The organism is Methanoculleus sp. UBA374 (assembly GCA_002508705.1).
GTDB classification, from domain to species: Archaea; Halobacteriota; Methanomicrobia; order Methanomicrobiales; family Methanoculleaceae; genus Methanoculleus; species Methanoculleus palmolei.
Window position 1 is genome coordinate 27,886 of record DAYL01000024.1, and the last position, 20,768, is coordinate 48,653.

General features: G+C 61.2%; 18 protein-coding genes. 5 read left to right on the forward strand and 13 right to left on the reverse strand.

Features of this window, described 5'->3' with window-relative positions:
• Positions 1-340: 340 nt before the first annotated feature.
• Positions 341-2,599: a bifunctional alpha,alpha-trehalose-phosphate synthase (UDP-forming)/trehalose-phosphatase gene (locus BRA42_RS07810; protein WP_342770490.1), complete on the forward strand. Its 2,259-nt coding sequence runs from the start codon at positions 341-343 to the stop codon at positions 2,597-2,599.
• Here the strand turns inward: BRA42_RS07810 and sepS are convergent.
• The 8 genes from sepS to BRA42_RS07850 all read right to left on the reverse strand — a co-directional run bounded on the left by sepS (position 2,577) and on the right by BRA42_RS07850 (position 10,251).
• Positions 2,577-4,169, reverse strand: coding sequence for an O-phosphoserine--tRNA ligase (sepS, locus tag BRA42_RS07815; protein WP_292408391.1), 1,593 nt, complete (start codon positions 4,167-4,169; stop codon positions 2,577-2,579). The genes BRA42_RS07810 and sepS overlap by 23 nt on opposite strands.
• Positions 4,166-5,059 carry a 4-demethylwyosine synthase TYW1 gene (gene twy1 / locus BRA42_RS07820; RefSeq protein WP_342685825.1) on the reverse strand — a complete coding sequence of 298 codons (894 nt, stop codon included), beginning with the start codon at positions 5,057-5,059 and terminating at the stop codon, positions 4,166-4,168. Before twy1 ends, sepS begins: the two co-directional genes overlap by 4 nt.
• The gene (gene argS, locus BRA42_RS07825) at positions 5,040-6,704 is read right to left on the reverse strand and encodes an arginine--tRNA ligase (protein WP_342772116.1); all 1,665 of its coding nucleotides are present in this window, start codon (positions 6,702-6,704) and stop codon (positions 5,040-5,042) included. The genes twy1 and argS overlap by 20 nt, the downstream gene beginning before the upstream one ends.
• On the reverse strand, positions 6,704-7,975 hold the full coding sequence (gene prf1, locus BRA42_RS07830; protein ID WP_292408400.1) for a peptide chain release factor aRF-1: 1,272 nt from the start codon (positions 7,973-7,975) through the stop codon (positions 6,704-6,706). Before prf1 ends, argS begins: the two co-directional genes overlap by 1 nt.
• 105 nt (positions 7,976-8,080) lie before the next feature.
• Entirely contained in the window at positions 8,081-8,575 is a 495-nt protein-coding gene (locus BRA42_RS07835; protein ID WP_292393802.1) for an NUDIX hydrolase, read from the reverse strand.
• A 2-nt stretch (positions 8,576-8,577) separates the two neighbouring features.
• Positions 8,578-9,243: a 7-cyano-7-deazaguanine synthase QueC gene (gene queC, locus BRA42_RS07840; protein WP_292393934.1), complete on the reverse strand. Its 666-nt coding sequence runs from the start codon at positions 9,241-9,243 to the stop codon at positions 8,578-8,580.
• On the reverse strand, positions 9,243-9,851 hold the full coding sequence (locus tag BRA42_RS07845) for a 7-carboxy-7-deazaguanine synthase QueE (RefSeq protein ID WP_292393804.1): 609 nt from the start codon (positions 9,849-9,851) through the stop codon (positions 9,243-9,245). Before BRA42_RS07845 ends, queC begins: the two co-directional genes overlap by 1 nt.
• A complete protein-coding gene (locus tag BRA42_RS07850; RefSeq protein WP_292393808.1) occupies positions 9,838-10,251 on the reverse strand; it encodes a 6-pyruvoyl trahydropterin synthase family protein in 414 nt (137 codons plus the stop codon). The genes BRA42_RS07845 and BRA42_RS07850 overlap by 14 nt, the downstream gene beginning before the upstream one ends.
• Before the next feature lie 173 nt (positions 10,252-10,424).
• On the opposite strand from BRA42_RS07850, the gene BRA42_RS07855 reads away from it, so the two are divergent.
• From BRA42_RS07855 to BRA42_RS07865, 3 genes are read left to right on the forward strand one after another with little or no spacing between them, the layout of a single operon-like run.
• Entirely contained in the window at positions 10,425-10,853 is a 429-nt protein-coding gene (locus BRA42_RS07855; protein WP_292393810.1) for a 30S ribosomal protein S12, read from the forward strand.
• Between the two features lie 7 nt (positions 10,854-10,860).
• The gene (locus BRA42_RS07860; protein WP_292393812.1) at positions 10,861-11,466 is read left to right on the forward strand and encodes a 30S ribosomal protein S7; all 606 of its coding nucleotides are present in this window, start codon (positions 10,861-10,863) and stop codon (positions 11,464-11,466) included.
• Between the two features lie 31 nt (positions 11,467-11,497).
• The gene (locus BRA42_RS07865) at positions 11,498-13,690 is read left to right on the forward strand and encodes an elongation factor EF-2 (RefSeq protein WP_292393814.1); all 2,193 of its coding nucleotides are present in this window, start codon (positions 11,498-11,500) and stop codon (positions 13,688-13,690) included.
• Between the two features lie 501 nt (positions 13,691-14,191).
• Here the strand turns inward: BRA42_RS07865 and BRA42_RS07870 are convergent.
• Entirely contained in the window at positions 14,192-14,752 is a 561-nt protein-coding gene (locus tag BRA42_RS07870) for a hypothetical protein (protein WP_292393816.1), read from the reverse strand.
• A 528-nt stretch (positions 14,753-15,280) separates the two neighbouring features.
• Between BRA42_RS07870 and ppcA the strand changes: the two genes are divergently transcribed.
• On the forward strand, positions 15,281-16,738 hold the full coding sequence (gene ppcA, locus BRA42_RS07875) for a phosphoenolpyruvate carboxylase (RefSeq protein ID WP_292408403.1): 1,458 nt from the start codon (positions 15,281-15,283) through the stop codon (positions 16,736-16,738).
• 48 nt (positions 16,739-16,786) lie between these two features.
• Here ppcA and BRA42_RS07880 read toward each other — a convergent pair whose 3' ends face one another.
• The 4 genes from BRA42_RS07880 to BRA42_RS07895 form a co-directional block, all read right to left on the reverse strand.
• Positions 16,787-17,320, reverse strand: a complete 534-nt coding sequence (locus BRA42_RS07880) for a protease inhibitor I42 family protein (RefSeq protein WP_292393820.1) — start codon at positions 17,318-17,320, stop codon at positions 16,787-16,789.
• A 102-nt stretch (positions 17,321-17,422) separates the two neighbouring features.
• The gene (locus BRA42_RS07885) at positions 17,423-18,109 is read right to left on the reverse strand and encodes an ABC transporter ATP-binding protein (protein ID WP_292393823.1); all 687 of its coding nucleotides are present in this window, start codon (positions 18,107-18,109) and stop codon (positions 17,423-17,425) included.
• A gap of 5 nt (positions 18,110-18,114) precedes the next feature.
• Complete coding sequence (locus BRA42_RS07890) at positions 18,115-19,326, reverse strand: ABC transporter permease (RefSeq protein WP_342770487.1); 1,212 nt, start codon at positions 19,324-19,326, stop codon at positions 18,115-18,117.
• Positions 19,323-20,603, reverse strand: coding sequence for a COG1361 S-layer family protein (locus tag BRA42_RS07895; protein ID WP_342772117.1), 1,281 nt, complete (start codon positions 20,601-20,603; stop codon positions 19,323-19,325). The genes BRA42_RS07890 and BRA42_RS07895 overlap by 4 nt, the downstream gene beginning before the upstream one ends.
• Positions 20,604-20,768: the final 165 nt, after the last annotated feature.

Here is a 20,768-nt window from a genome sequence, read left to right on the forward strand (position 1 = left end):
CTTGCGTAGGTACGCGTTGACCTTCCTTTCGGGAAACCCCGGTCGACTTCCCTACCGGGAGGATACGGGTGCGGCGATCCGGCCGTGGATCTCCGATCCGCCCCGGTGCCAGGAATATTCCCTGTCCGTCTGGCAACCGTTGCCGAAGATGCCCCGTCCGCACCGCCGTGATACGATCTCTGCGGAGTGCGAGACGCTGGCAGGCGGCGGGGAGCCGGGGAGATGAAGGGCTCGTCGGAGGCGCGATATTCGCATTTCTTTGAGATTTCTCCAAAAAATTAATTTTAGTTGAGATTCTTTGTGGTGCTGATCATTTTCCCGATCACACAAGGGTCGAACCATGAACAGGTTACTGATAGTATCGAACAGACTTCCGGTCGGCGTCTCAAAAAAGAACGGCGACCTCCACCTGCAACGGAGCGTCGGCGGTCTTGCCACCGGGGTCGGCTCATTTTACAAGTCCTACGAGAGCCTCTGGATCGGCTGGCCCGGCATAAACCCCCAGAGGAAGCAGGAAGAGGAGAAAGAACAGATTGTCGATGCCTTAAATCGGGAGCAGTGCCACCCGGTCTTTCTCACGCCGTACGACATCAAGCACTACTACGACGGATTCTGCAACAACACCCTCTGGCCGCTCCTCCACTACTTCAACCACTTCGTGGACTACAACCCGAAGACATGGCACGTTTATCAGCGGGTGAACGAGAAGTTCTGCGACGCCGTGATGGAAGTGGTCCAGCCCGGCGACATCATCTGGGTTCACGACTATCACCTGATGCTCCTGCCCCAGATGCTCCGGGAGCGCCTGCCCGATGCAGAGATCGGCTATTTCCACCACATCCCCTTCCCGTCGTACGAGGTATTCCGGAACCTGCCCTGGAGGAAGGAGATCCTCTCCGGTCTCCTCGGCGCTGACCTCATCGGCTTTCATACCTACGGCTACGTCCGCCACTTCCTCTCCAGTGTCCGGCGGCTCCTCGGGTACGAGCATACCTTCGGGGAGGTCCGGACCGGCACACGGGTGGTGCGGACCGACCTCTTCCCGATGGGCATCGATTACCACCGGTTCGCCGACGCTGCGGGCAGCACCCCGGTCCAGAAAGAGATCGCCCGGATCCGGCAGAAGTACGGAAAACGCAAGATCATCCTCTCATTCGACCGCCTGGACTACACAAAGGGAATCCCGCTTCGGCTCGAGGCTTTCGACGCGCTCCTTGCAAAAAAGCCGGAGTATCAGGGAAAAGTCTCCCTCGTTCTCGTAGCGGTCCCGTCCCGGACCAGCGTCAACAGTTACCGGGCGTTAAAGAAGCGGATCGACGAACTCGTCGGTCGCATCAACGGAAAATACGGGACGACCGACTGGGTCCCGGTCCGCTACTTCTACAACTTCCTCCCGTTCGAGACGCTGGTGGCGTTCTACAGCGCCGCCGACGTCGCCCTGGTGACGCCGCTCCGCGACGGCATGAACCTGATGGCGAAGGAGTACGTCGCCACCCGGACCGACGGCACCGGGGTGCTCATCCTCTCCGAGATGGCGGGGGCGGCCGAAGAACTTGGCGAATCGATCATTGTCAACCCCAACGACCGGGACGCGGTGCTCGAGGCTATCGAGACGGCGCTTGCCATGCCGGAGAAAGAACAGATCGAGCGGAACCGGACCATGCAGAAAAGATTGATGCGCTACGACATCGAGCACTGGGTCAGCGACTTCCTCACCCGCCTGGGCGATGCCCGGGCGGTCCAGGTCGAACGCTCCGAGCAGGTCGTCACTCCCGCCATCAGGGACGAACTGGTTGCAGACTATGCCTCCGGCAAGAACCGGCTGCTCCTTCTCGACTACGACGGCACGCTGGTGCCGTTCGCCGCAAAACCGCAGAAGGCGGTCCCGGGCGAAGCCACGCTGGCGGTGCTCGCGTCCCTTGCCCGTATACCGGGCAACGAGGTGGTGGTGATCAGCGGCAGGGACCGGTATACGCTGGACGCCTGGTTCGGGGAGATGGATATCGGGATCATCGCCGAGCACGGCGTCTGGATAAAGGAGCGTTCCGGGGAGTGGCGGATGCCAGAAGCGCTCTCGGACGAATGGAAAGGGGAGATCACGCCGCTCCTCGAACTCTACACCGACCGCACACCCGGCGCCTTCATCGAGGAGAAAGATTACTCCCTCGTCTGGCATTACCGCCGAACCGAGCCGATACTCGGGGCCCAGCGGGCAAAAGATCTCAAGGACGACCTGCTGCACCTGACGTCGAACCTCGACGTCGGCGTCATGGAGGGGAGCAAGGTCATCGAGATCAAGAACAACGTCGTCAACAAAGGGAGGGCGGCGTTAACCTGGGTTTCTCGACGTGCCTGGGACTTCGTCCTTGCCGTCGGGGACGACCGGACCGACGAGGACCTCTTTGCGGTGATGCCGCCCGGGGCCTACTCGATCAAGGTCGGGCTCGCCCCGAGCAGGGCCCGCTTTAACCTGGTCGCCCAGCGGGACGTGGTGCCCCTGCTCCGGAGGTGCATCGAGTGCGATCGAGAGGTGACGGCCGGAAAAAAAGAGAAACCGAGGCGAGGAAAGGGCTTTATTAGATCTGCGGCTCCGGGATGACGGACCGGACCGTCAGGAAGACCGGCCCACGGAGGTCCACCTTCCGGTTGTGGTCGGTGACGTAGCGCATTGCATACTCTTCGATACGCAGGTTGATATCCGAGGGGAGTTTCGCCATCTTTACCTGGACGCGGGTTTCCTCCCCGCACCGCGCCGCCTCCTCGATCCGGGCGGCGGCGAGGTTTGCCGCGGCATCGAGGTAGGTGATGCCGGTGGAGACCCCTTCCCGCCGGACGAGCGCCCACTTCTCGATATCCGGCACCCCGAGCACCGAACCGTTGTGCACGAAGACCTCGTTCGCATAGGCGGGTCCGCACAGTTTTGTGTTGGACTCGGGCTCCTCGACGACGACCTCCACCGTTCTCCCTGCGACCTCGCCTTTCCACGCGGTGAATGCGCACGGTCCCGGCGCGGCGGCGTGTTCGGCGGCCGTGGCCCGGATCGCCTCCGCCATACGCTTTCCGGTCGCGGATGCCGGCTCTTCGCGGAGGTGGACGGCGCCTGCAATCTCGCGGTCGGTGATCTCCTGCGGGAAGAACTGCGGGTAGGTGAGCTCACGGATGTCGTTGGACTGGTAGGCGATCATCGCGAGCCGCTCCACGCCGAGGCCGAGGTTCATCACCGGCACGCCGATCCCGTACTCCGCAAGCGCCGAAGGCGAGTAGATGCCGAATGTGGCGACCTCAACCCAGCCGAGGACCGGGTGCCGGGCGTAGACCTCCGTCTGGGTGTCCGGCATGTAGTACTTCGACCGTTTTTCGTCGGGCTGGAACCGGAACTCGGTAAACCCGAACGCCGAGAGGAGGGCCTCGCTGACGGCCTTTCCCTCTTCGAGGGTGACGTCCTCCCCCGCGACGACGCAGGAGGCCGAGTGATAGGCCATCAGGCGGGTGGGGCCCTCTTCCTGCTCCCGCCGGAAACAGCGGTCCACCGAGAAGAGCCGGATCGGGAGGTGGCGTCTCTCCCAGAGGGAAGAGAGCGTCAGGAACCAGCCGCTCGTCATGTGGCTCCGGAGGGTGTTGCGCGACGACTCGGGAGCGAGCGCCCGGAATTCTGGGAAGACCGCGTCAAGGATGTGCACCACGGTCGCGTCGTCGGCCTCGAGGACGCCCGCGAGTTCGTGCGCCAGGTCGTCGCCGTCGATCGTTCCCTTCTTGTAGCCGTGGAGGGTCACGCGGAGATTCTCCTCGGTCGCGGGCGAGACCGCCCGCCCGAGGATCGCCTCGATCTCCTCTATCTGCTTCTTTGCTATCCCGACGTTCGGACGGGGCAGGCCGCCGAGGTAGAAGACCCGGTCGAGGACGGCCATCGCTTCAGGGCCGAACTGCCGGTAAATATCGGACTCCTCAACTATCAGAGGGTTCATCGCCTCGTCGAACCCCATCGAGAGGTAGGTCTCCCGGAGCCGCTGCACGATCTCAAAGATCGGGTGCGGGGTGGCCCGGGTGTACTTCAACCGGGGGTAGCGGCCCGAAACCCCCGGCGGGGTCAGTACCGACGGGCCTTCATGCCAGGCATGCTCGAAATCCTCTCTCGCCTTTTTCTTGAACTCTTCCACGTCAAATTTCATACGTTCCGCTCCAGACAGACCACCCGACTCACCGGGCTCTCGTCCCTGACGACATAGTCGCAATGCTCCACGATGCTCTCCGCGAACGCCCGCACCTCACGGTGTTCGGGCATCTGGTCCTTTTCCAGTCGATTTCTACTGTATCCCAGATACATATAACCCTTTACCTCCACGAACCGGGCCCCGGAGTCCTGATAGGCCGCCGCGTACTTCTCGGGCGAGAGATCGTTGTAGCCGCGCACCACCGTGGTGCGGATGGCGGACCTGCGGCCGGAAAGTCCGGTGAGGCTCTCCTGCACCCGGTCCCAGTAGTCTTCCCTCGGTCGGCAGAGGCGGAGGTAGGTCTCCCGGTCGGGAGCGTCCAGGGAGACGTAGACCTGGTAGGGTCGGCACCGGGCGAGGACGTCGGGGTTGGTCCCGTTCGAGACGAGAAACGTTGTATACCCCCCGGCGTTGAGGCCGTCGATCAACTCCGGGAGACGGGAGTAGCAGGTCGGCTCCCCCGAGAGCGATATCGCGACCATCGTCGGGTCGAGGGCCTCCGCGAACCGCTCCGGCGTGACGTAAGGGGAGACCTTGTAGCCCGAGAGCGCCTTCTTCTGGAGGCGCTTGAGGCTTCCGATGATCACGTCCGGCGGGCACTCCTCCTCCTGCGTCACCTCGTGCTCGAACGACCGCCAGCAGAAGAGGCAGTGCTGGTTGCACCGGAGGGTCGGCGTCATCTGGACGCAACGGTGACTCTCGATGCCGTAGAACTGCGCCTTGTAGCACATCTCCCCGCCCTTGAGCGCCCGCTTGTTCCACATGCAGGGCTTGACGGCCGCCGACGAGGCAGAGCTGACGAACTGGTAGCCCTGCTTTCGGAGGGCCTTACATGTTTCTGAGTGCATCGATCCCAAGGGTCAGAAGAGACTCCTGCAATGTGTTCCTGACCGCGTCCACAAGCGCAAGGCGGCTGTTCCGGGTCTCGCCCCCGCTCTTCAACACCGGGTCGTAGTGATAGAAGGCGTTGAAGAGGTCCGCGAGCTCGCGGGCGTATGCGGCGAGCAGGTGCGGACGGAGTTCCTCCACGGTCTCGTCGACGACGGCCGGGAACTTCGCGAGGTGCCGGGCGAGCGCAACCTCATGTTCGGTCTCGTAGCGGTACGCCCGCGTGAACTCCCCGGCCTTCTCCAGGATACTGCAGGCGCGGGCGTGGGCGTACTGGATGTAGGGGCCGCTCTGACGCTCGAAATCCAGCGCTTCCTTCCAGTTAAAGACCGTGCTCTTCTCGGGAGAGACCTTCACGATATCGTAGCGGATGGCGGCGACGGCGACCGATCTCGCGATTGAGCGCCGTTCGTCTTCGGGGAGCTCCGGGCGGCGGACGGTCACCTCGTCGAATGCCTTTGCGGTCACCTCATCGAGGAGGTCGTCCGCCGAGACGAACTTTCCCGCCCGGGTGCTCATGGAGCCCTCGGGGAGGGAGACGAACTCGAAGAAGACGATCTCGGGCGCTTTTTCGCCGAGGAGGGTGAGGGTGGCCTGGAGCTGGGCGCCGATCAATTTGTGGTCCGCCCCGAGGACGTCGATCACCCGGTCGTAGTTGTGCCCTTTCCAGGTATGGTAGGCGAGGTCCCGCGTGCTGTAGACCGACGTGCCGTCGCTCCGCCGGAGGATGTACTTCTTCTCGAAACCCTCTCCCGAGAGGTCGACCCAGAGCGTCTCGTCCTCGTGGGCCTGCGGCAGGCGGCGGACCCGCTCGAAGATCCGGTCCACGTCGCCGATCCGGACGAAGTCGCTCTCCCAGACGAACCGGTCGTGGCGGGCGCCTAAAGCGGCGAGGGTTGTCTTGATCCCCTCCGCACAGAGGGAGACGGCCGCCCGGAACTTCCTGACGGTCTCCGCGTCGCCGCGCTCCACCTTCTGCATGAGGTGATCGATCTCTTCCGTGATAGCGAGGTTCTTCTCGATCTCGCGGTTCGCTGCGATGTAGACCCGGGCGACGTAGTGGTCTCCCTTCTCGCCGTCCTCGCGGGCAAGACCGAGGTGGTCGAACCCCCACGAGACGATGGCGATCTGGCGGCCCATGTCGTTTAAGTAATACTGCACCTCAAGCGGATACCCTGCCTTCCGGAACGCCCGGGCGAGGGTGTCCCCGATGACGGTGTTTCGTATGTGGCCGACATGGAGGGGGCCGTTCGGGTTCGCACTCGTGTGCTCGAGCACCACCCTTTCCGGGCGGCGGGGATGGTTCCCGTAGTCGGGCTCGAGCGCCTCCCTGACCGCTTCCGCGAGGAGCGACGGCCCGAACACGAAGTTGATGTAGGGGCCCGTCGCTTCGACCCGGATATCGCCGAGTTCGGGGTCTGCCGAGATCCTTTCGGCGATCTCGGCGGCAATCTCCCGGGGTGGGCGCTTCTCGCTCTTTGCCAGTTTAAACGCTACGGTCGAGGCGAGATCGGCGTGATCTCCCCCGGTTGTGAGGAGGACGTCCTCCTCACCGGTGCATGCCCGGAGCATGCGCTCAATCTGGTGGTATTTTTCCTGAAACATCAGTATCCGGTCCTGTAACGCAGGATCGCTGCGATCCCGCCGAACGCGTTGTAGAGCATTGAACCCTCTTCAAAATCGTCTGATATGATCCTGACCGCCGTGCTGCTCTGGTCGGCGGCAGCGGTCAGTTCGTCGATGATATCGGTCTCTTCCGCCACGTAGAGCGATGCACCGTCGTTCGGGCAGGTGCCGAGGTCGAGGTCCTTGATATGTTTTCCCGGCTCGAGGCTGACTGTCCGCTCCTCGGTGTAGTCGCTGTTCGGACAGGCGAGTTTCAGCCGGGCTCTCCTGAGCTTGTCGGAGAGGAGGAGCATGTCGACGGCGCCGAGTTCCAGATTCTTTCGGACGCTCTCCTCCCCATAAGCGGCTGCTCCGTTGTCCTTTACCAGTTCCTGAAGGAACCGGTTCATCACGTTCTTCTCCTTGATGACGTCGAGGCCCTTCAAGGCATCCGACGCACTCTCGACGAGTTCGGCAAGCCCGGACTCGTTCGTGTAAGAAACGTCGAAGAGCCCGATGATCCGCTTCTGGAGTTCGTGGTGGAGGTAGCCGCCCGCCTCGAACTCCTCCTTCGTCGGGGTCGGGCCGCCGATCAGCACGCCTTTAAACTTCTCGAAGAAATCCTTCTCGGCGAGAAAGATATCGCTCGCCCGGTCGCCGACCTTCTTGTAGAACTCATTGATGGCGATCAGCCGCAGCCGCTGGAACCGGACGCTCGACTGCCCGCCCTTTCGCTGTTTGCCGGGGACCGTCGAGGTGACGCCGTTAACCGGTTCAATCCGGTTGCCGCGAAGGAAGCCGATGTAAGCCTCACGCCGGTCGATGACGATCAGGCCGTAGATCTCCTTCTCGCCGAGCATCTGCTGCAGCGGTTCGAGTTCAAACGAAGAGCTGCATCGGTACATGTAGGTGCCGAGCGGCTCGGGCGGCTCGAGGATCTCGCAATCGAGGTCGGTGCGGTCGCCGCCGATATTGATGGTGCCGCAGAAGATGGCTATGCCGTTCTCCGGCGGGCGCTTATAGTATTTGAGGCGGGAGAGGATGGAGGATATGGCGCTCTGGACGTTTGTCCGGGTCTGTTTACTCTTGATATTCGAGCACTGCCCGAACTCGTCGCGGAGCTGGGCGGTCACGTCGTAGATCTGCTTATCCGGAGGTATATACAGTGTGATCAGCTCGGTACCGCTCCCCTCCTTCTCCGCAAGCCTCTCAAGCGTCTTTTTAAATTCATAGCGCTTTCGCGCGGTGTCAATTCCTTGCGTCTCTTCCATTGGAGTTCACCAAGCCTGGGGGAAACTGTTCACTGGTCGAAGTACTATATGTTTCTCTGGAGATGGCATTAAATATGCGCACATTCGCCGATGTCCGCCGGCGCGTTACCGGAGGCACCGGCAGATGAGAGAGATTGTTTTTGCATCGGCAATTCTTCCGTCCGCGATCATGGCGTCGAGGTCTTTGATCGGGACGCGGACGACTTCGATCACCTCGTCCTCGTCCATCCGAAAGTCCGAGCAGGGGGAGAGGTCCTGCGCCAGGTAAAGCCAGATCCGTTCGTCGGTATATCCCGGGGAGGAGTAAATGCAGCCTTTCGGGACGAACGACGACGCCTTCATCCCGGTCTCCTCGATCAGTTCCCGGTATGCGGTCTCGTGCGGCTTCTCGCCCTCTTCGATGGTGCCTGCAGGAGCCTCAAGGATGTAGTCGTCGATGGCGAACCGGTACTGCCTGATGAGATAGCAATCGTCTCCCTCAACCGGAAGGATGGCAACCGCTCCGCCGGGGTGAACGATCACCCGCTCCATCATCTCCCCGTTCGGGAGGGTTACTTCCCTCTTCTCGACGGAGAGTCGTTTTCCGCGGTAGATCTCCATAGTTACCTCTCGTATTCGATCGGGTCCTCCAACCCGAGGTCGCGGAACGCTTCCCTCCTGTAGTGGCAGGACGAGCAGACCCCGCATGCACGGTCGTTGTTCTGGTAACAGGACCAGGTATGCTCGTAGGGGACACCGAGCGCCATGCCTCTTTGGATGATCTCCGTCTTCGTCATCCGGACAAAGGGCGTCATCAGGGTGATCCGTGGGTCTGCCGCCGTACCAAGGTCGACCACCCGCTGGAACGCCTCGATGAACTCCGGCCGGCAGTCGGGGTACCCGGGATAGTCTCCGGTCTGGACGCCGATGAAGACCGCCGCCGCACGCCGGGCCTCCGCGAGGCTGGTTGCGATGGCAAGCAGGTTCCCGTTTCGGAAAGGAACGTAGGTGCTGGGTATCCCTTCCTCTTCGCCGGAATACTTCTCGACCGGAATTGCGGCATCCGTCAGGCTCGATGCCCCGATCTTTTTGAAATGCTCGAGGCTGATCTCGACGAATTCCTGTGCATCAAGCGCCCGGGCAATGGTCCGGGCGCACTCGCGCTCCTTTGCCTCGGTCCTCTGACCGTAGGTAAAGTGGAGAGCGATGATATCGTAACCCATATCCTTTGCGACGTAGGCGAGCGTGGAGGAGTCCATGCCGCCCGAGAGAAGACAGACCGCTTTCATCATTTCATCCCCAGGATCTTGTGGAGTTGCATTTGAAACCTCACCGGAAGATTCTCTTTGACGATGTAGTCCGCGACGGCGCGATAGTCGGCCCCTTCCACCGGCGAGATGATGATCTCGCCCCGGATTTCACATTGTGCCGTCACCGCCCGTGCATAGAGAAGATCGTCCTCGTCCGCCACCACAAACTTGACGCAGTCGCGGGGAGTGATGAAGGGGAGGAGCGCGAGATCGCTCCTCTCCCCCGATGAGGGGCACTTGACATCCATACAGACGGCGGCGTAGGGCTGCAGGTCCCTGAAATCCAGGGTGCCGTTTGTCTCGATCTCGACGGCATACCCGTGAAGACCGAACTTCCGGAGGAGTTCGAGGACCTCCTCCTTCTGCAGGAGGGGCTCTCCGCCGGTGATGCAGATGCGTTTTCCGTTCAGCAGCCATACCCGGTCGAGGACCTCCCCGACGCTCATCTCTTCTCCGTCTTCCCTGGCATAGGCGGTGTCGCACCAGGCGCACCGGAGGTTGCACCCGGAGAGCCGGATGAACGTACAGGGCCGTCCCTGGTTTGGTCCCTCCCCCTGAAGGCTCCGGAAAATTTCACTGACGAGCATAGGTGCGCTCTGCGTAACAGGTCGTCGACTCCCAGACCCGGATCTTTGCTACGCGGGCATCGCGCCCCTGCCGTGCGGCTTCGGCGTCGATCATCTCTGCGATGAGGCCGGCGAGGAGCTCGCTCGTCGGGTCGCCGGGGGTGGTGACGACCGGGTGGAACGCTTCGATGCTCGCCGCCATCGGGTCGTCTTTGTTTAAGATCACCTGGTGGTCGAACCGCCCGACGACTTCTTTGATACAGTTGTAGTCAAGGACGATCCCGGTGCGCTCATCGGCCGTCCCTTCTATCCAGACTTCTACGCGCCACTGGTGGCCGTGCAGCCGGAAACACTTCCCCTGATAGTGGATCAGGCGATGGGTTGCCTCGAAAAAAACCTCCTTGTATATCCGGATTATCATCAATGAAGGTTGCCTGCCAGGATATAATATTATATCAGCTCCCGATCAAATATCTACGGCGAAAGATCGGCGTGCAAACGGGTTCCACAATATATAAATCCGTAACGCGCGTTGCTTTATAGCACACCAGGAGTTGCTCCTATCTACAAATTCAACCGGTACGAGGGTATTCGATGGGAAATGGAAAATTTGCAGCCCGAAAACTGAAGCGCGACGCAAAGGCGAACCGGTGGCACGACACCGTCTACGCACGGCGCCAGCTCGGGCTCGACGTGAAATCTGATCCCCTTGAAGGGGCTCCGCAGGGCCGCGGGATCGTTCTTGAGAAGGTGGGTGTCGAGGCGAAGCAGCCGAACTCCGCTATCCGCAAGTGCGTCCGCGTGCAGTTGATCAAGAACGGTCGTCAGGTGACCGCATTCGCCGTCGGCGACGGTGCCATCAACTTCATCGACGAGCACGATGAGGTCGAGATCGAGGGGATCGGCGGCAGGCTGGGCCGGTCGATGGGTGATATCCCCGGTGTCCGGTTCGTCGTGACCAAAGTGAACAATGTCAGTCTGAATGAAATGGTCATCGGAAGGAAGGAGAAGCCGCGGAGGTAAGTGAGCAATGGCAGAAGCAGCAGAAGCAGGAACCGACACCGAAATGCAGACTCGGCAGCTCCTCTTTAACCGCTGGGATATGAGCGAGGTGGAGATCCAGGACCCGAGCCTTGCCCGTTACGTGAACCTGCATACGATGATCGTGCCGCACTCCTGCGGCAAGCTTGTCGGTCAGCAGTTCAACAAGAGCAACATGCTGATCGTCGAGCGCCTGATCAACAAACTGATGCAGACCGAGAAGAACACCGGCAAGAAGGAACTTGCCATCCGCATCGTCCGGGATGCTTTCGAGATCGTCAATAAGAAGACCAAGAAGAACCCGGTCCAGGTGCTGGTGGATGCAGTTGCGAACGCCGGGCCCCGCGAGGAGACCGTCCGGCTGAAGTACGGCGGCATCAATGTCCCCAAGTCGGTCGACACCGCGCCCCAGCGGCGTGTCGATACCGCCCTGCGGTTCATCACCGACGGCGTCCAGCAGGCGAGCCACAAAAAGAAGAAGAGCGTGAGCGAGGCGCTTGCCGAAGAGCTGATCGCAGCCGCAAACGGCGACGCCCGTTCCTACGCCGTTTCGAAGAAAGAAGAAAGAGAACGTATCGCAAAGGCTGCCCGCTAAAAATCCCGGATTATTTTTTTTGGTGTACTCTATGACCCGACGAAAGAAGATGGTAGAGCGGGTGACGGAACTGATGGACAAGCCGGAGCACATCCGGAACATCGGTATCGTCGCCCACATTGATCACGGAAAGACAACGCTCTCAGACAACCTGCTTGCAGGGGCAGGCATGATCAGCGAGGAACTCGCCGGCAAACAACTCTTCATGGACTCCGACGAGGAAGAACAGGCCCGCGGCATCACCATCGACGCGAGCAACGTCTCGATGGTCCACGAGTACGGCGGTGAGGAGTACCTGATCAACATGATCGATACCCCCGGCCACGTGGACTTCGGCGGCGACGTGACGCGCGCCATGCGTGCGGTGGACGGTGCCGTCGTTGTTGTGGACGCGGTCGAGGGTACCATGCCTCAGACGGAGACGGTGCTCCGGCAGGCCTTGAAGGAGGGTGTCCGCCCGGTTCTCTTCATCAACAAGGTTGACCGGCTGGTCAACGAGTTGAAGGTGAACGAGCAGGAGATGCAGATCCGCCTTGCGAAGGTGATCGACAAGGTCAACAAGTTGATCAAGGGCATGAACGAGAAGATGTACAACGCAGGCTGGAAGCTGGATGCCGCAAAGGGCACCGTTGCTTTTGGTTCCGCGCTCTACAACTGGGCCGTCTCCGTTCCCTACATGAAGAAGAGCGGGGTCTCGTTCAAGGACGTCTATGAGAAGTGCAACGCCGGCGACATGAAGTGGCTGGCGAAGCACAGCCCCCTGCACGCCGTGCTCCTCGACATGGTGGTCAAGCACCTGCCAAATCCGATTCAGGCCCAGGAGCGGCGTATTCATATCATCTGGCACGGCGACTACACCTCGCCCGAGGGGAAAGCGATGCTCGGTTGCGACCCGAACGGGCCCATCTGCCTGATGGTCACCGATATCTCGTTCGACCCGCATGCAGGCGAGGTCGCCACCGGCCGTCTCTTCTCGGGGACGCTCCGCCGGGGTACCGAATGCTATATTATAGGTGCGGCAAAGCGTGCAAACCGTCTTGCTCAGGTCAGCATCTTTATGGGTGCCGAGCGGGTCGAGGTGGAAGAACTTGCCGCCGGCAACATTGCCGCTGTGACGGGTTTGAAAGACGCCATCGTCGGTTCGACCGTTACGACGCTCCTTGAGATGACGCCTTTCGAGTCGCTGCAGCACTACTCCGAGCCGGTCATGACCGTCGCCGTCGAGGCGAAGAGCATGAAGGATCTTCCGAAGCTCGTCGAGGTCCTCCGCCAGGTCGCGAAGGAAGACCCGACGGTGCGGGTCTCGATCAACGAGGAGACCGGCGAGCACCTGATCAGCGGCATGGGCGAGCTTCACCTCGAGATCATCACCGGCCGCATCAGGCGCGACAAAGGCGTCGATATCCTCACCTCCCCGCCGATCGTCGTCTACCGCGAGACGATCACGGGTCGGGCTGGCCCGGTCGAAGGAAAGTCGCCGAACCGCCACAACCGGTTTTACCTCGAACTCGAGCCGATGGACCCGGCGATCGTGAAGCTTATCCTGGACGGCGAGGTCACGATGAACCAGCAGGCGGTCGAGCGGCGTGATATCCTCGTTGCCGCCGGTATGGACAAAGAAGAGGCCAAGAACGTCAAGGCAATCGAGGGCACCAACATGTTCATCGACATGACGAAGGGTATTCAGTACCTCAACGAGACGATGGAACTGATCCTCGACGGCTGGCGTGAAGCGCTCCGCGGCGGCCCGCTCGCCGATGAGCAGGTCCAGAACCTGAAGATTCGGCTGGTGGACGTGAAACTTCACGAGGACGCCATCCACCGCGGTCCTGCCCAGGTCATTCCGGCGGTCAGGAGCGCCGTCAAGGCGGGCCTGCTGCTGGGCGGCGACTCGCTCCTTGAGCCAATCCAGAAGATCCAGATCACGGTCCCGAGCGAGCAGATGGGTGCGGCAACTTCGCAGATCCAGGGCCGGCGCGGCCAGGTCTTCGATATGCAGAGCGAAGGCGACACGATGACCATCATCGGCAAGGCACCGGTCGCCGAACTCTTCGGGTTTGCCGGAGACGTCCGATCCGCTACTGAAGGACGTGCGATGTGGAGCACGGAATTTGCCGGGTTCGAGCTGGTTCCCGCCGGTATCGTAGGCGAAGTGGTCAAGAGCATCCGGCGGCGCAAGGGATTGAAGGAGCAGATCCCGCGGCCGGACGACTACCTGGCGTAATAAATCCCGATATACCCTCTTTTTTTGGTTTTCCCGCGCGAGCGGATGCGCTTGCCGGGGCCTCCGGTTCCGGCGGAAGTCCTTCTGGAGGGTTTCATCATCGGGTCCGGCTTTGACCGCAGGATTATCGGCGTCGTGACGGGCCCCGGGGTGGATGGGGCAAAAGTCCCGGCGGGTCCTTCCGGTGCGGAGGGTGCCGTTTTGTCGGGGGTGCCGGCATGGATGTCCCGGGTCCCGTTCCGGGCGTCGTTCCAGACGATCCCGTCCGGTTCTCCGGCAACCGGCGATCGCCGGCGGCCCTCCGTGGCGTCGGGCATATGATCGAGCCGAAGGCCGGGAAGTCTCTTCGTTGCTGCTTATCACGTGCCCTTCCGGAAAAATCGAGGCGGAGTGGACGTGCCTGTAGTGAGGAACGTCCAACCGCTATAAAACAGTCACGGCATCAGTGGGTTCGTGTTCAATACGGCGCCGTCACGAAATCAGGGCGCGATCCGGGCCGATCTATCGTCTCAGCACCGCCACGAACAGTCCGCAGATGCCGATCGCGACGATCGCGATCAATCCCGGGAGTGATGCCCGCGTCGCTGTCGGAGCCGCTGTTGTCGTCTCCGGTGTCGTCTCAGCCGGTGTCTTTGTGGTGGTGACCGTAGCGGTGGTCTCCGACTCCGTGGCCGTAACCGTCGGTGCGGGGGCGAATTTGATGCTGTGCTGCTGAATTAAGCCGTCTTTGCTGCTGAACGCGAAATAACGCCCGTATTTTCCCCCGAGCGTATGGGCGTTGATCGTAAAGTAACCGTCGTTCGGCACGCCGACGACCCGTACAATCTTCTTTGTGGTGTCATCACTCTGGTAGTGCCTGAGCTCCGTGACGGGGTTGAACGTATCCTGGTTGCGGAGGTTGACGAGATCAAGGATAAGCGGTTCGGTTCCCACCTCAATCGTCTCACCGGGCTGTACCGCCCGGGTTACCGCACCCTGTGCGGCTGCCGGGGCGACGAGCGCCAGAACAAGGAGCGTCAGGATAATGAGGAGATGCCTGGGTACTGTTCCCTCATACATCATACGTTCACCCTTGTTCCCGGAATATATATACGTGTTGAAACGCCCCGGGTAACGGGGTCTTTCTCCGGTTGAGCCTGCCGGAATTGCCGGAGGGCCGTGGTCGATCCCGTCCCCCATCCCCGACCGCATCATCGATGCGAATGGAGAGCGGATATCTCGCGGCGGGGTGCCGTGATGACCTCCGAACGGGGCGCACGGGGTTCCCGGGAGGGAGAGAGGCGTTCCGGAAGACCTTTCTTGTCAACCGTAGAATGAGATGGGGTTGACAGGGGGACGTCAACTACCCCTCCCCGGGAGGGCCCCATGTCACATCCGACCGAACCTGACCTGGAACGATCCGACACCGAAATGCCGGCGGGTTGACGGCAGCCTGCGGACGTATATGGCCCGCAACTTCAGCCATATTTCTCCCGGCGTTCCGGGAGTGGACCCCTCAAACGAGGTATGCGGACATCTGTCCGCGGGGCTATCGACTTTGGACTCCAAAATGATTATGAGGGAAGGAATCGCCCAAGGGAAGATGAAGAGATGATACGGATACCGCAGTGCATGAGCACCCAGCATCCTGACAACGTCAACCTGCCATTCTTCGCCGAGAGTCCGGACCTTGGCGGAGAAGACGAAGTCCAGGAGGCGTACTACGCTTATTCCCACCTGGGATGCAGCGAGCAGATGTGGGACTGTGAAGGAAAAGAGGTCGACAACTTTGTAGTCAGGAAATTGCTGACCCGGTATGATACGTTCTTCCGGGAGAAGAAACTCGGACGAGACATCTTCCTGACGATGCGGGTCCCGAACCCCGAAGTGGAGACGGCCGAGGCAAAAATTCTCCTCGAAACACTGGAAAGCATCCCGCGGTCGTTTGATACGGCCTGCCTCTTCTATGGGGACGAGTGTCCCCCGATATTTGAGGTGATTCTGCCGATGACGGCGTCTCACGTCGCCATCGATAATATCTACCGTTATTATACGGATATCGTCGTCGGAAAACAGGAGAGACGCCTCGGAGAAGGGAACATGACCATCGCAGACTGGATCGGGAGGTTCCGACCGGATCGGATCAACGTGATCCCGCTCTTTGAGGAGATGGACCACATGCTGGACGCGCACAACGTGGTTCGGCGCTACCTCGAAGACAAGGATATCGCCGACCAGCGTGTCTTTCTTGCCCGGTCCGACCCGGCGATGAACTACGGGCTCGTCAGTGCGGTTCTCCTGAACAAGATCGCGCTCCGGCATCTCTGGGAGGTCTCGGAAGAGACGGAAACCCGGATATACCCGATAATCGGTGTCGGTTCGGCTCCCTTCAGGGGCGGCCTCTCTCCCCTGACCGTCGACCGGGTTATCGCCGAGTATCCGAGCGTCCACACATTTACCGTTCAGTCGGCGTTCAAGTATGATTATCCACTCGAAGAGGCCCGGAACGCGGTCAGGAGACTCGAGGAGCGAAACCCCGAAAAGCCCCGGCCGGTCGACGAAGAGGCGGCGCTGGACCTGATAGAGCGGTATACGCTGGCATACGAGCGCCGGCTCGGACCGCTCGCCTCCCTGATCAACCGGGTTGCCCGGTATGTTCCCGAGCGGCGGAAACGAAAATTGCATATCGGTCTCTTCGGGTACGCGCGGAGCACCGGCGGGATCACCCTGCCGAGGGCAATCAAGTTCACCGCCGCCCTCTACTCCATCGGCCTTCCTCCCGAGGTCCTCGGTCTGGATGCTCTGGACGACGCGGATCTCGCGTTCATCAGGAAGACCTACGTCAACTTCGATGAAGACCTGCGGGCTGCTTCCCGTTTCCTCAACGCAGAGACCGGTTTCGTCCCCCCGGAACTTGCGGCCCGGGTTGCCGACCTGGTGGACGTCGGGCCGGACGAGGAGCATACCAGGGTCACGACCGCAATCGCCCGGGCGCTTCGCGCGAACGAGACCGGGACGTTGACCTCGCTCGTCCTGCAGGCGGCGCATCGACGAAAGTTCCTCGGGTGACGAAAACCCGGCGTGCTGAAGGGATGAGAGAAAAAGAGGGTTGCGAGATTACTCGATGGTGAATGCCATCGAGAAAGTGGTCTCGTTTCCGGTCTCGTTCTCCCAGGGCCGCTTATAGACCGCGGAGAACTCAGCGGAACCCGCTTCGGACGCGATGTACTCCCATACATGCACGCCGCCGGCGCCCACGAGTTCGGTCTCCGGTGCGTTGTACGTATCGTTCACGTACGAGAGACCGCGCGACGAGGTAACGTTCCACGCATATCCGGTCGTCGGGTTCTCGGCGAGGCTGATGGTGACAGCGCTTCCGGCCGGGAGAGTGACGGTCTCGTTGTTGTTCGTCTCATTAAAGGCGTACTCCGCCGGAGCGGGCGTGGGTGTCGCGGTCGAAGTTGCTGTTGCCGTGGTTGTCGCCGGTGTGGGTGTTGCGGTCGTTGCCGCTGTTGTCGCGGTCGTTGACGGCGTGGGTGTTGCGGTCGTGTTCCCCGGTTCCGTCGGCTGCGATGTGCAGCCGGCCATGAGCATGCAGATTGCCAGGAATCCTGCAATCAGGATGCCGTAGATGTTCTTTTCCTGAACCATATGATAAGGTCGTGTAATTACGATAAAAGCATTCCTATAATCCTCAAAAGATGCATCTGCCGTAGTACCGGATTGTTGACTGTTCCGGCGTCGTGGCGCACCTCAGGCCCTCCTGCACTCCGTCACCTCTTCGATCAGCCCGTCCCGCAGGGTGACGACCCGACAGAAGTACTCCTTATGCCAGTCCTCGTGCGAGACCATCACGATCGTCTGGTCCAGTTCCTCGTTTAACCGGGCAAAGAGGTCAAGAATGCTCTTCGACGTCTGGCTGTCAAGGTTCGCACAGGGCTCGTCGGCGAGCAGGATGCTCGGGTTGTTCACGAGCGCCCGGGCTATCGCCACTCGCTGCTGCTCCCCGCCCGAGAGTTCGCTCTGCCGGTGGTTTATCCGGTCGCCGAGACCGACCCGGCGAAGGATCTCGGTGCTCTTCCCGAGATACTCCTCTTTCTGGTCCCCCCGGACAAGCGACGTCAGGTAAACGTTCTCGAGTGCCGTGAGTTCGCCGATGAGGGCGTAGTCCTGGAAGACGTAGCCGAGCCGGTTCAGCCGGAACAGGGTCCGCCGGTGATCGGAGAGGGCGAGGACGTCGGTCCCGTCGATGGTGACGCTGCCGGAGTCGGGGCGGTCGAGGAGTCCGAGGATGTGGAGGAGCGTCGACTTGCCGCTGCCGCTCGCCCCCATAATCCCGACGAACTCTCCTCTGGCGACTGTGAGCGAGACTCCTCCGAGGGCGCGGACCTTCACTCTCCCCATAGTGTAGACCCGGGTGAGGTCCTCTGCGACGATCACCTTTTTTACCCCCTGATTGCGGAAAGGATGTCTTCCCGGGCGATCTGCCAGGCAGGGATATAGCCGGCCAGCACCGAGACCGCAAAGAGGCTTGCTATGCTCCGGAGGACGGCCGAGGTTTCCACGACCGGGTAGACCGGACCGCCGGGGAAGACGAGCGGGTATGCGGTCAGATAGGCCGTCATGCCGGCGGCGAGAACGATCCCGGCCAGAGCCCCGACAGCGGTGATGAAGAGCACCTGGAGGACATAGGAATTGATGATGATCTGCTGGTCGATGCCGATCGCCTTCAAGATCCCGATCTGCCGCCGCCGGTTCACGGTGTTGATGAAGATCACGATGAAGACCACCACGACGGCGATGATCAGACTGACAAGTGTCGAGATGGTGTTGATGATGTTGAAACTCTGGATCGCCTGGTCGAGAACCCCCCCGGTCTTCTCCCGGAACGTCCATACCTCCTCCTGGATGCCGTAGGAGAGGAGTTCCCTCTTGTAGCCCTCCTCTCTGCCGTCCACTTCGGTCTTCACCAGGATCACGGACGCCTGGTCATGAAGCCCGAGCACCTCGCTCGCCTCGTCCCCGGTAACGAAGGCCGCCGTGTCGACGCCAAAAGATTGCGTTTCGAAGATCCCCTTCACCCGGTAGGTCCGCGTCTCGTCGTTCGGGTAGGCCACCTCCACCGAGTCCCCGACCATCACTCCTTCAAGCGATGGGAGACCTCCGCCCTCTTCCCCCTCCCTTCCCGCGAGGATCGCACCCATGACGATGGCGTCGGTATCCCCGTTTGCGAGAAACTCCCCCTCGGTCATGAAGTCGGCGATCCTCGTCGTCGACCGCTCGTCTTCCGGGGTTATGCCGTAGAGCGTGCTTGCGGTGTTGCTGCCCCGGTAGAAGAGGGTTACTCCGACGGCTATCCGGGGCGACGTGCCGATGATCCCCGGGACCCGCTCGATCTTCTTCTGGAGACCGGTCACGCCGCCGATGTATTGACTGCCCTCCCGGGGTTCGACAACGATGTTGCCGAGATCGAAGTCGATCGACTGGGTGTTGAAGGTCTCGACGACCCCGGAGATGATGGAGGGAAGGAAAATCAGGTTCACGAAGATGAGGGCTATGATCATGATGGTGAGGGCGAGGGTCCCCGTGTTCCCGCGCTCTATGGTTTTCCACGCCAGGAATGCAGAAACCTTGAGGCCTGCAAACACAGCGGTCATTCCTCCTTTCGCCTACGGTACCAGAGGACCGTGACTGCAACGACGGCAATGAGGGCGGCTGCCGCGACAGCGATCACCGAAAAGGGGTTTGATTCTGCAACAACAACCTGCAGGGCCTGGCGGATTGTGTGCGCCCCGTAGTCGTCGGTATACTGAACAATGAGGGTGTAGTCGAATACCCCCGCTTCATCGGTCTGCAGGGTGAAGACAGCGGGACCGTCGTTTCCGGGTTCAATCGTCCCGAGGAACGCCTCTTTTGAACCCGGGAGCGAGAGGTTCTCGACGGTTGCCCGGACCGACTCTGCGTCCGCCGTCCCCGTGTTCTCCAGCCGGATCGTCAGGTCTACCGGATCTCCGGCGACGATCCGGGAGGGTTCGGTCCTGATGGAGGCGAGACCTATCTCGGCGCGGCCGACGATGGGGACACCTATCGTCGCCGCCTGCCGGAACGCCGCCATGTCGGCACTCCGGTAGTCGACGATGACCGGGATCGGCGTAAGTCCGAGCGGGGCGTTGGTGTCGGTATCGAAGGTCAGGTTCAGCACCGCCGCTCCCCCTGCTTCAAGTTCGGGGATGTAGTAGTTCTCCGAGTTTTTCGGGGTGATCGCCCCGGAGGTTACGTTGATGTTGACGGCGACGTCTCGTGCGCTCGCCCGGCCGTCGTTATGAAGCGTGAGCGTGACGTTGAAGGGGGAACCGGGATCGACGGATTCCGGGACGGTCCTCTCCACCCTGAGCGCGGGCTTTTTGGCCAGGGCGTACGCCGAGTTGACGTTCACCGGTATCGGGTAGCGCACGCCGGCTCCATCCCGCACCCGGACCCAGACCTCGGGGAAGTAGATCCCCTCCTCTCCCGGGGCGCGTATCCGGAAGGTGAGCGGAAAAGACTGGCCGGGACCGATCTCGCCGATATCCTGGAAGCTCCCGGTCAGGACATCGATCCCTTCACTCACGAGGAGCGCGTTCTCGATGTAGGCGTTTTCCGGCGTCTCCGGCGATCTGTTCGTCTCACCGGTCCCGGGGTCCACCCGGATATCGACCGGCGACCCAGCGGCGGCAGGAACGGTACTCGACAGGACCACCGTGATCGTCCCTTCGTCTCCGGGCATCAGGACAGCGGGGGTGACGGTGTAGTTGGAGACGAACACCGTTGGGGCCTGTGCAGTTGCTATTGCCGGGACGAGCACCAGGACGACAATGAGTGCGCTTGCGACAACACCGCCTGCCCGCCTCTTTACCATGCCCCCCCGGACGCAAGCCCCGGACTTTGAGACCATCTCGTTTCTCTCCCGGACCAGACCCTCTGGAACTCAAGAATCCCGATGCTTATATTTATCCATTGTGCCCGATCAAACCTCGAACCCGGGCGGCACGATGGGACGGTATGGCCGAAACCATTTTTATTACAGATATAGTATATTGTCATTGAGATATGGGGGGTC

Excerpts from the sequence above, each read along its gene's own strand:
- BRA42_RS07845 (WP_292393804.1), bottom strand. The coding sequence starts at position 9,851 with ATGCTCGTCAGTGAAATTTTCCGGAGCCTTCAGGGGGAGGGACCAAAC.
- BRA42_RS07870 (WP_292393816.1), bottom strand. The coding sequence starts at position 14,752 with ATGATGTATGAGGGAACAGTACCCAGGCATCTCCTCATTATCCTGACG.
- BRA42_RS07835 (WP_292393802.1), bottom strand. The coding sequence starts at position 8,575 with ATGGAGATCTACCGCGGAAAACGACTCTCCGTCGAGAAGAGGGAAGTA.
- BRA42_RS07890 (WP_342770487.1), bottom strand. The coding sequence starts at position 19,326 with ATGACCGCTGTGTTTGCAGGCCTCAAGGTTTCTGCATTCCTGGCGTGG.
- ppcA (WP_292408403.1), top strand. The coding sequence starts at position 15,281 with ATGATACGGATACCGCAGTGCATGAGCACCCAGCATCCTGACAACGTC.
- BRA42_RS07860 (WP_292393812.1), top strand. The coding sequence starts at position 10,861 with ATGGCAGAAGCAGCAGAAGCAGGAACCGACACCGAAATGCAGACTCGG.
- twy1 (WP_342685825.1), bottom strand. The coding sequence starts at position 5,059 with ATGCACTCAGAAACATGTAAGGCCCTCCGAAAGCAGGGCTACCAGTTC.
- BRA42_RS07895 (WP_342772117.1), bottom strand. The coding sequence starts at position 20,603 with ATGGTCTCAAAGTCCGGGGCTTGCGTCCGGGGGGGCATGGTAAAGAGG.
- argS (WP_342772116.1), bottom strand. The coding sequence starts at position 6,704 with ATGTTTCAGGAAAAATACCACCAGATTGAGCGCATGCTCCGGGCATGC.
- BRA42_RS07850 (WP_292393808.1), bottom strand. The coding sequence starts at position 10,251 with ATGATAATCCGGATATACAAGGAGGTTTTTTTCGAGGCAACCCATCGC.
- BRA42_RS07880 (WP_292393820.1), bottom strand. The coding sequence starts at position 17,320 with ATGGTTCAGGAAAAGAACATCTACGGCATCCTGATTGCAGGATTCCTG.
- BRA42_RS07865 (WP_292393814.1), top strand. The coding sequence starts at position 11,498 with ATGACCCGACGAAAGAAGATGGTAGAGCGGGTGACGGAACTGATGGAC.
- BRA42_RS07810 (WP_342770490.1), top strand. The coding sequence starts at position 341 with ATGAACAGGTTACTGATAGTATCGAACAGACTTCCGGTCGGCGTCTCA.
- BRA42_RS07855 (WP_292393810.1), top strand. The coding sequence starts at position 10,425 with ATGGGAAATGGAAAATTTGCAGCCCGAAAACTGAAGCGCGACGCAAAG.
- queC (WP_292393934.1), bottom strand. The coding sequence starts at position 9,243 with ATGAAAGCGGTCTGTCTTCTCTCGGGCGGCATGGACTCCTCCACGCTC.
- prf1 (WP_292408400.1), bottom strand. The coding sequence starts at position 7,975 with ATGGAAGAGACGCAAGGAATTGACACCGCGCGAAAGCGCTATGAATTT.
- sepS (WP_292408391.1), bottom strand. The coding sequence starts at position 4,169 with ATGAAATTTGACGTGGAAGAGTTCAAGAAAAAGGCGAGAGAGGATTTC.